The organism is Vibrio xiamenensis (assembly GCF_900100015.1).
Taxonomy (GTDB): domain Bacteria; phylum Pseudomonadota; class Gammaproteobacteria; order Enterobacterales; family Vibrionaceae; genus Vibrio; species Vibrio xiamenensis.
Window position 1 is genome coordinate 75363 of sequence record NZ_FNDD01000024.1, and the last position, 12151, is coordinate 87513.

Annotated in this window: 13 protein-coding genes and 1 pseudogene; 8 read left to right on the forward strand and 6 right to left on the reverse strand. The window is 45.7% G+C overall.

The window, feature by feature from the left end:
* Positions 1-4: 4 nt before the first annotated feature.
* Positions 5-1345, reverse strand: a complete 1341-nt coding sequence (locus tag BLS03_RS17620) for a Na(+)-translocating NADH-quinone reductase subunit A (RefSeq protein ID WP_093276951.1) — start codon at positions 1343-1345, stop codon at positions 5-7.
* Between the two features lie 389 nt (positions 1346-1734).
* Complete coding sequence (gene bolA, locus BLS03_RS17625; protein ID WP_093276954.1) at positions 1735-2052, reverse strand: transcriptional regulator BolA; 318 nt, start codon at positions 2050-2052, stop codon at positions 1735-1737.
* A 141-nt stretch (positions 2053-2193) separates the two neighbouring features.
* Between bolA and BLS03_RS17630 the strand changes: the two genes are divergently transcribed.
* From BLS03_RS17630 to BLS03_RS17645, 4 genes are all read left to right on the forward strand, one after another.
* Positions 2194-3321 carry a methyltransferase gene (locus BLS03_RS17630; protein ID WP_093276956.1) on the forward strand — a complete coding sequence of 376 codons (1128 nt, stop codon included), beginning with the start codon at positions 2194-2196 and terminating at the stop codon, positions 3319-3321.
* A gap of 66 nt (positions 3322-3387) precedes the next feature.
* A complete protein-coding gene (locus BLS03_RS17635; RefSeq protein WP_093276958.1) occupies positions 3388-3957 on the forward strand; it encodes a YajG family lipoprotein in 570 nt (189 codons plus the stop codon).
* On the forward strand, positions 3957-4502 hold the full coding sequence (locus BLS03_RS17640) for a peptidylprolyl isomerase (protein WP_093276961.1): 546 nt from the start codon (positions 3957-3959) through the stop codon (positions 4500-4502). The genes BLS03_RS17635 and BLS03_RS17640 overlap by 1 nt, the downstream gene beginning before the upstream one ends.
* Before the next feature lie 49 nt (positions 4503-4551).
* Positions 4552-5910, forward strand: a complete 1359-nt coding sequence (locus tag BLS03_RS17645; protein ID WP_093276964.1) for an AmpG family muropeptide MFS transporter — start codon at positions 4552-4554, stop codon at positions 5908-5910.
* A gap of 99 nt (positions 5911-6009) precedes the next feature.
* Here the strand turns inward: BLS03_RS17645 and BLS03_RS17650 are convergent, their stop codons facing one another.
* The 3 genes from BLS03_RS17650 to BLS03_RS17660 all read right to left on the reverse strand — a co-directional run bounded on the left by BLS03_RS17650 (position 6010) and on the right by BLS03_RS17660 (position 7937).
* Positions 6010-6696, reverse strand: coding sequence for a ChrR family anti-sigma-E factor (locus tag BLS03_RS17650; RefSeq protein ID WP_093276967.1), 687 nt, complete (start codon positions 6694-6696; stop codon positions 6010-6012).
* Positions 6693-7277 carry an RNA polymerase sigma factor gene (locus tag BLS03_RS17655; RefSeq protein ID WP_093276969.1) on the reverse strand — a complete coding sequence of 195 codons (585 nt, stop codon included), beginning with the start codon at positions 7275-7277 and terminating at the stop codon, positions 6693-6695. Before BLS03_RS17655 ends, BLS03_RS17650 begins: the two co-directional genes overlap by 4 nt.
* A gap of 81 nt (positions 7278-7358) precedes the next feature.
* Positions 7359-7937 (reverse strand): LON peptidase substrate-binding domain-containing protein, encoded by a 579-nt coding sequence (locus BLS03_RS17660; RefSeq protein ID WP_093276970.1) that lies wholly within the window; start codon positions 7935-7937, stop codon positions 7359-7361.
* 346 nt (positions 7938-8283) lie between these two features.
* On the opposite strand from BLS03_RS17660, the gene BLS03_RS17665 reads away from it, so the two are divergent.
* The 4 genes and pseudogenes from BLS03_RS17665 to csdA all read left to right on the forward strand — a co-directional run bounded on the left by BLS03_RS17665 (position 8284) and on the right by csdA (position 11917).
* Entirely contained in the window at positions 8284-9105 is an 822-nt protein-coding gene (locus BLS03_RS17665) for a nucleoside-specific channel-forming Tsx family protein (protein WP_093276973.1), read from the forward strand.
* A gap of 112 nt (positions 9106-9217) precedes the next feature.
* Positions 9218-10107, forward strand: a pseudogene (panE, locus tag BLS03_RS17670) (2-dehydropantoate 2-reductase).
* Positions 10104-10706, forward strand: a complete 603-nt coding sequence (locus BLS03_RS17675; RefSeq protein WP_093276977.1) for a DJ-1 family glyoxalase III — start codon at positions 10104-10106, stop codon at positions 10704-10706. The pseudogene panE and the gene BLS03_RS17675 overlap by 4 nt, the downstream one beginning before the upstream one ends.
* Positions 10706-11917, forward strand: a complete 1212-nt coding sequence (csdA, locus tag BLS03_RS17680) for a cysteine desulfurase CsdA (RefSeq protein WP_093276984.1) — start codon at positions 10706-10708, stop codon at positions 11915-11917. The genes BLS03_RS17675 and csdA overlap by 1 nt, the downstream gene beginning before the upstream one ends.
* Before the next feature lie 98 nt (positions 11918-12015).
* Here the strand turns inward: csdA and BLS03_RS17685 are convergent.
* Positions 12016-12151: transposase (locus tag BLS03_RS17685; RefSeq protein ID WP_176765627.1), on the reverse strand; the 136-nt coding region annotated here is incomplete at its 5' end.

Here is a 12151-nt window from a genome sequence, read left to right on the forward strand (position 1 = left end):
GAAATTACCCTTCCTTCTCGATCTTATCCAAGCATTCACGTAGCAAAATGCCGTATTCGTACTTACCTGGACACACAAAGGTACATAGTGCTACGTCATCTTCGTCTAGCTCTAAAACGCCTAGACGTTGCGCGCTGTCTGAATCGCCAGCACATAAGTCACGTAGTAGCAATGTAGGTTCAATATCAAGAGGCATCACGCGCTCGTAGTTACCAATTGGCACCATTGAGCGGTCACTACCATTGGTCGAAGTGGTCATGTTGAACAACTGACCTTTAAACATATGACCAAGGAATGAACGAGTCACAGAGAATTTGTTCTTACCAGGCATAGCCCAGCCAAGAAACTCTTTCTCACGACCTTCGCGCAGAACCGAAACTTGCTGATGGTAACGACCTAAATAGGCATGAGGACCTGTTGCGTGAGTACCGGTTAATACCGAACCAGAAATCACACGAACTTCGCCTTGCATCAATTCGTTATCCGTCAGTTCATCTAGGTTGGCACCGATAACGGTACGAACGAGACGAGGATTGTTTACTACAGGGCCGGCCAAAGAGACGACACGGTCAGTGAACAGTTCACCGGTGGTGAAAAGTTTGCCAAAAGCAATCACGTCTTGGTAGTTGATACTCCAAGCGACGTTTTCAGCATTAACCGGATAGAGGAAGTGCATGTGCGTACCCGCAAGACCTGCTGGGTGAGGACCATTGAATACATGCTCTTCGACATTTGACTGGCTTGAGCGCGGTAAGCTTGCACCTGATTTACAGACGAAAACTTTACCACTAGTTAGGGCAGACAGAATATCCAAACCCGCAATGAAAGCATCGGATTGCTCATTGATAACCACTTCTGGATTTGCAGCCAGAGGATTGGTGTCAATCGCGGTAACGAAAATTGCTTGGGTTGAAGAATCAATTGCTGGAACCTTGCTAAACGGTCGAGTACGCAAAGCAGTCCAAAGACCAGATTCAATCAGTTGAGTTTTCACCGCTTCACGGTCAAGACTTGCCAATTGATTCGCTTCAAACTTATCGAACGTTACCTGTTCTTCACCGCTAACTTCAATCACAACAGATTGAAGTACACGCTTCGCACCACGGTTAATTTCGATCACTTTGCCATTCGCTGGCGAAGTAAATTTCACGCCTGGGTTCTTCTTATCTTCAAAAAGAATTTGAGCTTTCTTTACTTCATCACCTACGCGAACATGCATCGTAGGACGCATGCCAACGTACTCTTCGCCAAGCAAGGCGACTTTTTTGATGGTTTTACCATCATTAATCACCTGGGAAGGAGTTCCTGCGATAGGAAGATCCAGTCCCTTCTTTATTGTAATCATACGCACTTGCACTACTTTATCGGGAAAAAGATTTTTTTAATTGCGTAACTTTAAGACACGACATGAGTGTCCGGTTTTGCTGTCGTCAAAACACCAAAATCGCAACATCCTAGTAAAAATCCCGTCACTAATTTTTAGCGAGATTTATCAGGTGCGATAGTGTAGCATTTTTTCGGAAGTTGATGCCATGTCCAATATAAGGAATAGTGGTTATATTTCAGAAGTTACGTATTTAAAAGGTTAGGTAAACGCCATAACTTTGAACTATCGCACAAAGATATTTGTTTAGAATTGCGACATTTTCAAGCAACAATTTACCTACAAAATAGTTTGATGAAAAAGTCATCAAACGGTCATTTGTTTAGATACTGTTAAATTACTCAACGTATTCACGGCTGTTTTTTACCCCCACCCATACACATCGGACTCGCTGGTGCTTGTTGGTTTTCAGTCAACCATTCCTGTTCGGTATAGGTATGAATCGATAACGCATGAACACCACCCGCTAGCTCATCCGCCAGCACTTGATTTACGGCGCGATGCCTTGCTATCAAACGGCTGCCTTCAAATGCATTCGAAACAATAATCACTTTGAAGTGGCTTTCCGAGCCGGGCGGCACATTATGCATATAGCTTTCGTTGAGTACATTCATATGCACCGGCTTAAATTCGGCCTGCAGCTTCTGCTCGATGACTTGTTGAAGCATAGTCAATCATTCCATCTTAGTTGAGGTAATTTAGACCGATAGTCTAGCGCGGCAAATTACTTAGCAAAAGGTTTTGGTTTGCACTTACTTAACCATTTGCGACAATAGGCGCAGTTCGTTTACCGATATATGATTACAAAAATGAAAACTGAGCTTTTGCAAAACAATCGTCAACTGCAACTTCTACGCTACCCCGAGCGTCAAAATGAAACGTTACAAGCGTGGGATGCTGGCGATGAATACCTGATAGAGCACGTCGAAAAGCTCAATTTACCGGCCAATTCACACCTAGTGATCATCAACGACAGTTTCGGCGCTCTGTCTTGTTGGTTTTCAGAGCGTTACCAAGTATCCATGCTGAGCGACTCGTACATCGCTCAGCAAGCGACACTGGCGAACTTAGCACGCAACCAATGTCATCAAGTTCGTCTGTTAACTACTATGGATCCCGTCCCATCGGACGCCGCAGCCGTGTTGGTCAAAATTCCCAAAAGCAACCGCCACTTAACTTGGCTGTTGGACAGCATCCGTCAGCAGCTCAACGCAGACATTCCGGTGATTTCCGTCAATAAAGCCCGTGAAATTCATACCTCGACATTGAAGCTGTTTGAAAAACATCTTGGCAAAACGCACACCTCTTTGGCGCAGAAAAAGCACCGATTAGTCTTTTCCGTCGCTGACGCTACACCCGTCGAATCAAACCCGTACGTAGAATGGCCTGTGGACGGAGAGAACTATTGGCTGAAAAATTTGCCTAATGTTTATTCCGGGGAAAATCTCGATCAAGGTGCGCGCTTTATTCTGCCTCATCTACCACAAGATCCGACCAGCAAACAAATCATCGACCTAGGCTGTGGCAATGGCGTATTGTCGATAAAACTGGGGCAACTCAACCCCTATGCGAGCATCATTGGGGTCGATGAAAGCCATATGGCGATTGCGTCGGCGACGCTGAACATCAAAAGCGCATTAGGGGATGAGTTTGATTTTGAAGGCCGAGTCAATAACTGTCTCGACGGATTTGACTCTAGCAGTGCCGACTTGATTGTGTGTAACCCACCTTTTCATCAGCAGCTTGCTGTAACCGATCACATTGCTTGGCAAATGTTCTGTGATGCCAAGCAAGTTCTCAAGCCAAAAGGTAAGTTAATGGTGATCGGTAACCGTCACCTCGGATACGATAACAAACTGGCTCGTCTGTTTGGAAAAGCCAATCTACGTCAAATCGCAGTCAATAAGAAATTTGTTATTTTACAAGCGACTAAATAATTCACTATTATTCGCTATAGCAAATTACACTCATCTTTAGATTGAGAAAGTTGAAAGGAAACTAGTATGAAAAAATTCGTTCTGGCAGCGTCAATCGCTTTATTGACCGCTTGTTCAGCACCGCAACAAGAACAGTTGAGCTTAAAACTTCAACCTCAACTGAGCATGAACACCATCGCTCAAGGTAAAACCTTCACTTTGACTAGCAAAGATGTTCGTGCTGCGCAATACGTCGCTTTAGTTGACAGCGGTCGCTCAAACATTGAGCCGATTCATTCCAAGCAAAATGTTCGCATCGCGCTGGAAAACGCTCTGCTAGAACAATTTGAGTCTCAAGGTTTCAAAAACACAGTTAATAGTGAAAACAACATTCAAGTTGAAGTTCAAGAAGCACTGGTTTCGGTTAAGCATTCCGTGATGGAAAACCAAATGGACGCGAATCTTGTGCTTGAAGTGACAGCAGAAACGCCAAAAGGCAAGCTAGTCAAAACCTACAATGGCAGCGCAAAACGCTCTGGAATGCTCAGCGCATCCAACGATGACATTCAAGCAGTGCTTAATGACGTGATGAATTTAGTGCTTAAAGAGATTGCCAGCGACAGCGAGCTGCAAAACTACATGAAGGACCGTTTCTAATGTGGAAAATCGCAGCCTTAGCGCTTAGCCTTGCCAGTACTTGCGCATTCGCAGGGCCAAAAGTAAACATTGAAACCAACTTGGGTGCGTTTACTGTTGAACTTAACCAAGAAAAAGCACCAATTAGCGTCGCTAACTTTATGAAGTACGTGGAAGATGGCAGCTATGTCGGCAGTCAATTTCACCGCGTTATCGCAGGTTTTATGGCTCAAGGTGGCGGCTTTGACGAGCAAATGAATCGTCTACCCACTTACGCGCCGATTAAAAACGAAGCATCGAATGGCTTGAGCAACAAAACAGCCACCATCGCAATGGCTCGTACCAATGATCCTAACTCGGCTACGCGTCAATTTTATATCAACCTGGTTGATAACAACTTCCTTGATTACAAGCAGCGTCCACCCGGTTATGCCGTATTTGGTCAAGTGACGCAAGGCTTTGACGTGATTGAGTCGATGGCCACCAAACCAACCACAGCTAAACGAGGAATGCGAGACGTTCCCGTCGAACCAATTGTGATCACTAAGGTCAGCGTTGTTGAATAAGCTACAAGGCTCTACATCATGTAGAGCCTTCTTGATTTAAAGGGCTTTCATGTCGTCAAACTCTTCACATCCCTCATGGGGTGATACCTTTCGCAGCTACTTAGATAGACGCTTGCTGTGGGTTCTAATGCTCGGCTGCTCCAGTGGTTTTCCTTGGGTGCTCATCGGGTCGAATATGTCCGGATGGTTAACTGACGCCGGCTTGAGTCGCAGCGCCATTGGCTACTTCGGTAGCGTCTTTGCGGTGTACAGCATTAACTTTCTTTGGGCACCTTTGGTTGACCGCGTAAAGCTACCCGTTTTGCATCGCTTGCTTGGTCAACGTCGCAGCTGGATTTTCTTATGCCAAGCAGTCATTTTGGCCTGCACCATCGTCATTGCTGGAATTAATCCGGCCAATAACTTGATTTACGCCTCAATGGTGGCGCTGGCAATCGCCACCGCATCGGCCACTCAAGACATCGCCATTGATGCATTTCGTATTGATAGTTTTCCACGCAGCCAATCTCAGAAACTGCCCCAAGCATCGGCGATGGCGGTCATAGGATGGTGGACAGGCTATTCATTGCCGGGATATCTTGCCTTTATAAATGCTGACCAAATCGGTTGGAATGGCGTTTATTATGGAATGGCATTCGTGGTTGTCATCTTAATGCTGTTTACTCTGCTGGTTGGCGAACCGGTCACTTTGCGTGATGAATTGCAATCTGAAGCCGAGCAACGCCACCAGAATGTGGTCGGTAACCGAGTCGTGTCTTGGCTAACAGTAACCTTGTTAGAACCCTTTATTGATTTCTTTCGCCGTAACGGTACGCGCGTTGCGTTAACGCTGTTGCTGTTTGTATTTCTGTTTAAAATTGGCGAGGCCTTTTTAGGCCGTATGTCGATTACGTTTTACAAAGAAATTGGCTTTAGCAATGAACAGATTGGCTACTACTCCAAACTCATGGGTTGGGGAGTCACCATGCTATTCACCTTCCTTGGCAGCATGGTAAATGTTCGATTTGGTATCGTGAGGGGCTTATTAGTTGGCGGCACCGCAATGGCGGCCAGCAATTTGATGTTTGCATGGATAGCCCAAGTGGGTCCGAGCGAACCACTGTATGTTGCAACTATCTTCGTCGATAACTTTACCACCGCATTCTCAACGGTTGCATTCGTATCATTCTTGACCGTGCTCACCGGGCAAGCCTTTTCTGCAACGCAATATGCACTGCTGGCTTCGTTGGGGAACTTTAGCCGCACCGTACTCGCATCATTCAGTGGAGAACTCGCCGATTTACTCAACAACTGGTCGCTGTTCTTTATTCTGACCGCGCTGATGGTGATTCCAAGTTTACTGATGCTGTATTCGCTGCGTCATTACTTCACACGATTACTCGAAAAAGCCAGTCAACATCACGATTAATCATCTAATGCGCTCAAGCTAACCATGAAAATAACAAAGGGCTGTGTCATCAACAGCCCTTTTTACTTTAAGTTTCTTTAAGTTCGTTTAAGTTCGAGGTTATGGATACAAGCCCTTACCAAACATATTAAATAGCCTTGCAACCCCTTGGGTGAAGAGCATAGGTTCGGTTAGCACACTTAAACATAGGCAATCTTCTTCACTCGCTGTCGCCGGGCTGTGTTTTACCGAAGCATCCTTAAGTAAAAAATCACCGACCTCATAATGACCATCTTCATCACTAAAACCGCCATGTAACACCAAGGTCGACTCCAATCCCTTGTGGGTGTGCTGGGGCACCGTGACTCCGGGCGCCATGTACATTAAATTAACCCGAGATGGTTCGTCTAAATCCACCACAGCACTGAAAACTTTACCGCCATAACTGCGCCAAGGTCCGATTCGATCATGAAACGCTGCCAAAGCCTTAGGAAGAATAAAGGTACGATTGTTGACGCAAACTTTTTTCGGCTTTGCCGCTAACTTAACCGTGGATTCCTCGTGCTGGGGTAGTGCAACGATGCTATCAAACATTGTATCCAGAACATCATCGGCCAGCGGAGCGGTCACTTGGACATCACCACTTTGAGTTAAAAACGCGTCACCAAGCGCTCTCTCATAGGTTGCTACCTTATGTCGACAACGAGGACAAGACTCCAGATGCACAGCCAGCGCCAACCCTTGGGTAGCATCAACTTCACCAAGAGCGTAATGCTTAAGCAGCGCCTCGTCTGGGTGATAACTCATGATCTGTCCTCCTCCATACTGTTACGTAATTTCTCAACGGCTAAACGCAGGCGTGATTTCACCGTACCGAGCGGAATATCAAACATGTCGGCCACTTGTTGATGAGGAATTTCTTCAATATATACCGCTTGCACCACTTTTCTTTGCGCCTCTGGAAGTAAATCGAGGAATTGAATCACTTGCTGTTTGAGCCGGTCTTGCTCTGGGGAGTAGTGTTCGACCATATCGGGTGGAGTGTAATCACTGGGCCAAATGTCGTCGGCAAGAACATGAGGGTCTCGACCTTTCTGCTTGCGCATCAAATCAAAACACAAGTTCCGAGCAATGGTGTAAATCCAAGTCGATAACGCACTTTTTTTGCCATCAAACAGACGAGCTTTTTGCCACACCATCGCCAGCGTTTCTTGTACCAGCTCCATAGCAACTTGCTCATTACCCACATGTTTTAGCGCGAATTGTTTTAGTCGCGGTGAAAAGTAACGAAAGATAAGCGCGAATGCTTGTTTATCTTGCTGTTTAACTTGTTCCATACACAAACACCAATCTTGGCGACTAAATGTTTGCGGCTCTTTATTTACCATTGCAGTGTCCTTGTACCCTCGATACGGGAAATTCCTGCTCCAGTCTATTTTACGCGCAGAATGTTGAGACGATCACTGTCATTATAGTTTTTTTTCACACTCTATTGCCTGATCCAAAAATGACAGTGCCGTTTGGCAGTCTGATTGTTGGGTTAAGAAATCAAACTGTTTTTTTCGAAGAGGCAGCAATTCTAACCAGCGTTGACTAACCCAACAGCCATCGTCGAAAAAGCGCTGATCGTAGAGCGAACCAATTTCAGGGAACTCAGAGTAAAGACGCTGCAGGTTATCCGCTAAATGCTGAAACTCGCTGGATATCGAAACTTGCGGCCATTCAGGCAACCATTCGACTTTGGCGATACGTAATCCATCGTGCTCTTGACGAACTCGACGAATTAAAAAACGTTTCATCCCCACCACTGTAATCCCAAGCAACCCATCATCGAGCGTCTCAAAATCAACAATACGCACCTGAGTACCAATGGCTGAAAGTACGCTAGTGTCTTGGCTTTGGCGTTCAAACAAACAAATGCCGAACGTGTTGTCGCCTTGACTGGCTTGCGTAACCAACCTTTTGTACCTTGGTTCAAAAATTCGCAATCGCATCTTGCCTTCAGGAAAAATAACCGACCCCAAAGGAAACAACATTACTTCAGACATCCAACTTACCTCGCATTATTTACCTTCTTTAGTACGCCGTTTTATCTTTAATCGATCAATTACCCTTTCTGTTGATTATTTGATGGACATAAAATCCAATTTAAGCGATTACGCAATCGATTTCGCTAACAAAACTAATGCAAAAACATGAAACAAAAGAACCGAGACATAAGCTTTGTTTAATAGTGAGATCTATATCACTCATTTTTATCTCGTTTACATACATTCGGGGTTCAAATTGGGATTTTTATCGCTATTATTCGCTACATAACAACTCGGCAACAAGAAACGAGTGAACAAGAACGGTGATTCATCTTTCACTTTTTACAAACATAGAGAACTCCTTATGCGTAAATCACTTTTAACTCTAAGCATGCTAGCAGCCATGTCAGCGCCAGCAATGGCAGCCGATTACACTGATGGTGATATCCACAAAAACGATTATAAGTGGATGCAGTTCAACCTAATGGGTGCATTTAACGAACTTCCTAGCCCAGATGGCGACGGTTCAAACCACGATTATCTAGAGATGGAATTTGGCGGCCGATCTGGGATTTTTGATCTATACGGTTACGTTGATGTCTTCAACTTAACTACAAGCTCTAATAGTCAGAAAGATGATGCTAGCAGCAAAATCTTTATGAAATTTGCACCTCGTATGTCTCTAGATGCTCTTACTGGCAAAGATCTTTCTTTCGGTCCAGTTAAAGAGCTTTACGTAGCGTCTCTTATTGAGTGGGACGGCGTATCTCGTACAGCAGATCAGTACGCAGTAAACAATCAAAAAATTGGTCTAGGTTCTGACGTTGAAGTGCCATGGCTGGGTAAAATCGGTCTAAACTTATACGCTACATATGATGGTAACGAACATGACTGGAATGGTGGTCACCTAGCCACTAACTGGTTCAAACCACTGCATTTCTTTGAAAATGGTTCATTCATCTCTTACCAAGGCTACATCGATTGGCAATTTGGCATGAAATCTGAACTGGGCGCAACCTCTGCAACTGGTGGTGCTATGTTTAACGGTCTTTACTGGCACTCTGATCGTTACGCGGTTGGTTACGGTCTTAAAGCATTCAAAAACATATATGGCCTAGAAGACGGTAGTTACACAGGTGACACTACTGGTTTCGGTCACTACATCGCTGTAACCTACAAGTTCTAATCTGTCTCAGCGACGGTATAGACAAAAATGGCGCCTTGGGGCGCCATTTTTATTTGCTTTATAAAAATCACTCATTATCCTTTCACACTTTGGCATTGACTGAGAGTGCATCGTGAATATCGTGGTCATTGGGCCGGGCGCCATCGGCTCCTTATGGGCTTATCATCTTCATCAGGCAGGGCATCGCGTGAGTGTATGGTCCACAAAGCCTCACTCATATTTTAAGCTGCGCTTAGATGAATCTCCCGCCATTGAACTGGCAAATAACCAACCTCGTATGCTGCAGCAAGCCGACTTAATTCTGGTAACCGTTAAAGCATGGCAAGTTGAGCAAGCTCTACTGCCCATTCGCCGTGAAATCAACCCAGAGACTATGATTGCCGTAATGCATAACGGCATGGGCACGAGTGACTTTCTGATTAAGCATTTCTCGACCAACCCACTACTGGTTGCCAAGACCACGCATGGCGCTTATAAGCTAAGCGACCAACAAACTTGCCATACTGGAAAAGGTCACACCCAAATTGGATCTTTAAATCCTTTAGGTGAACAGTGCCAATTTTTAAGCCAAGTATTGGCACATGCCCTGCCCGAGTGTGGCTGGAATGACAATATACAATTGGCGCTGTGGAATAAACTGGCCATCAACTGTGCAATAAACCCACTGACAGCACTACACAATATCAAGAATGGTGAGTTGGCTGCACCTTCATTCAAACAGCAGCTCACAGATTTAGTCTCAGAAGTAGCGTCAGTGATGACACTGCAAGGTTTTGACGTCGACGAAAGTCAGTTGTTGGCTCAGGTGTATCAGGTCATCGACAAAACCGCACAGAACTACTCATCTATGCATCAAGATATTCACCACCAGCGGCGAAGCGAGATAGACTATATAACAGGTCATTTACTCTCAGTGGCGAAGCTTCATAACCTAAAGACACCAGTAAACCAAAAGCTCTATGACGCCATCAAACACATCGAAACAGTTGGACGCAATCATGACTAAGAAAATACTTGTACCTATCGCAGCAGGCAGCGAAGAAATGGAAGCCGTCACCATCATCGATATGATGGTACGCGCAGGTTACGATGTGGTCGTCGCCAGTGCAGATTTTGACGGCAAACTTACCCTTAAAGCATCACGTGGCGTGACCCTGACTGCCGACTGCACGTTAGTCGACATCGCCGATGACGAGTTTGACGCCATTGTGCTTCCTGGAGGTGTGGGCGGCGCAGAGACGTTTCGCGACAGCACGGTATTGATTGAAATGCTACGCCAGCAAATGTATGACGGTAAGTTAGTCGCGGCAATTTGCGCAGCACCTGCATTGGTTCTTCAACATCACCAGCTCTATCCCAATGCTCTCATGACTGGCCACCCAAGCTTTCGCGATGCGATTCCAAGCTTATTATGGCGCGATAAACGCGTCACAATTGACATCAACCACAACCTAATCACTAGCCAAGGCCCCGGCACAGCCTTGGAATTTGCCATGGAAATTATTATTCACTTTTCGGGCAAAGCTCATGCCTGGTCAGTTGCAGAGCCGATGGTCACGCTGCCAACGCTTCACTATCATAAATTAGGTGGCGCTGAATAATGTTTGATATTTCTGCTGTCCGCGCCCAATTCCCCGCTTTAAGCGATGCCGAAGGCAATAACACGCTTATATATTTAGACAGCGCAGCAACCACTCAGAAACCGCAAATCGTTATCGACGCCATCGTGGATTACTATCGCAACCACAATGCCAACGTACACCGAGGGTCGCACAGTTTAACCTCGTCTGCCACAGGACGTTTTGAACAAGCGAGACAATGCGTCGCCGACTTTATCGGCGCCAATTCGAGTAAAGAAATCATTTGGACGCGAGGCGCAACTGAAGCGCTGAATTTAATCGCACAGAGTTATGCGCGTAGCACTTTACAACCCGGTGATGAAATCTTGGTCGGTGAAATGGAGCACCACGCCAATATCGTTCCTTGGCAGTTAGTCGCCGAGCAAACTGGTGCGAAAGTGGTGAAAATCCCGATGACGCCAGAGTGCCAACTGGACTTAGACGCTTATGAGCAACAGTTAAGCGCAAACACCAAGATCGTTGCTATCGCGCATATCACTAACGTCACAGGTACTCGTCAACCCATTGAAACGCTTATCGACAAGGCCCATCAATTGGGCGCAGTGGTGGTGATTGATGGCGCACAAGGCATTGTGCATGAACCTGTCGACGTTCAAGCTCTTAACGCTGATTTTTATGTTTTTTCAGGGCATAAATTGTATGCACCAACTGGAATCGGTGTGCTGTATGCCAAACAACCGTTACTTGAGGCCATGCCTCCTTGGCACGGCGGTGGCAAGATGGTAGACAAAGTCAGCTTCAATGGCACAACGTTTGCTGAACTGCCTGGAAAATTTGAGGCTGGTACTCCGAATATTGCCGGCGCGATTGCGCTAGCTACGGCCATCGAGTGGTATCAAGGCTTCAACCAAAACGATATCGAAACGCACATTCACGGATTGCAACAAGCCGCCTACCAAGGGTTAAGCCAGTTGGCTGAAATCAATATCATTGGTTACCAGCCCAATGCTTCCCTACTCAGTTTCACCATTGATGGCGTCCATCATCAAGATATAGCGACCTTACTCGACCAGCAACATATCGCAGTTCGCGCTGGTAACCACTGTGCCCACCCATTGATGGATGCGTTAAACATCAAAGGTACGGTTCGAGTTTCATTTGGTTTATATAACAATTTGCAAGATGTCGAACATCTGATCCAAGCCGTGAATAAAGCCTGCGATATGCTGTAACTGGTGATAAAACCTATTTATTCCTGACCAGTAAAAATCCGCCTTCTTAGAAGGCGGCTTTGGTTTACAGCCCCCTAAAAGGGGGCATTCCTTCGCTGTTAGTTCATTTTCAACTCTAACTGTGCCTCATATTCTTGATCTTTCTTGTCTTGATGCCTGACATACCGCCTGATGATCTCTTCATTTACACCGACTGTGTCAACAAAGTACCCTCTCGCCCAAAAATGATTACCC

Coding starts and splice junctions, on each gene's coding strand:
- BLS03_RS17650 (WP_093276967.1), bottom strand. CDS start 6,696: ATGAGTTATCACCCAGACGAGGCGCTGCTTAAGCATTACGCTCTTGGT.
- BLS03_RS17675 (WP_093276977.1), top strand. CDS start 10,104: ATGACTAAGAAAATACTTGTACCTATCGCAGCAGGCAGCGAAGAAATG.
- BLS03_RS17635 (WP_093276958.1), top strand. CDS start 3,388: ATGAAAAAATTCGTTCTGGCAGCGTCAATCGCTTTATTGACCGCTTGT.
- bolA (WP_093276954.1), bottom strand. CDS start 2,052: ATGCTTCAACAAGTCATCGAGCAGAAGCTGCAGGCCGAATTTAAGCCG.
- BLS03_RS17665 (WP_093276973.1), top strand. CDS start 8,284: ATGCGTAAATCACTTTTAACTCTAAGCATGCTAGCAGCCATGTCAGCG.
- BLS03_RS17645 (WP_093276964.1), top strand. CDS start 4,552: ATGTCGTCAAACTCTTCACATCCCTCATGGGGTGATACCTTTCGCAGC.
- csdA (WP_093276984.1), top strand. CDS start 10,706: ATGTTTGATATTTCTGCTGTCCGCGCCCAATTCCCCGCTTTAAGCGAT.
- BLS03_RS17660 (WP_093276970.1), bottom strand. CDS start 7,937: ATGTCTGAAGTAATGTTGTTTCCTTTGGGGTCGGTTATTTTTCCTGAA.
- BLS03_RS17655 (WP_093276969.1), bottom strand. CDS start 7,277: ATGGTAAATAAAGAGCCGCAAACATTTAGTCGCCAAGATTGGTGTTTG.
- BLS03_RS17640 (WP_093276961.1), top strand. CDS start 3,957: ATGTGGAAAATCGCAGCCTTAGCGCTTAGCCTTGCCAGTACTTGCGCA.
- BLS03_RS17620 (WP_093276951.1), bottom strand. CDS start 1,345: ATGATTACAATAAAGAAGGGACTGGATCTTCCTATCGCAGGAACTCCT.
- BLS03_RS17630 (WP_093276956.1), top strand. CDS start 2,194: ATGAAAACTGAGCTTTTGCAAAACAATCGTCAACTGCAACTTCTACGC.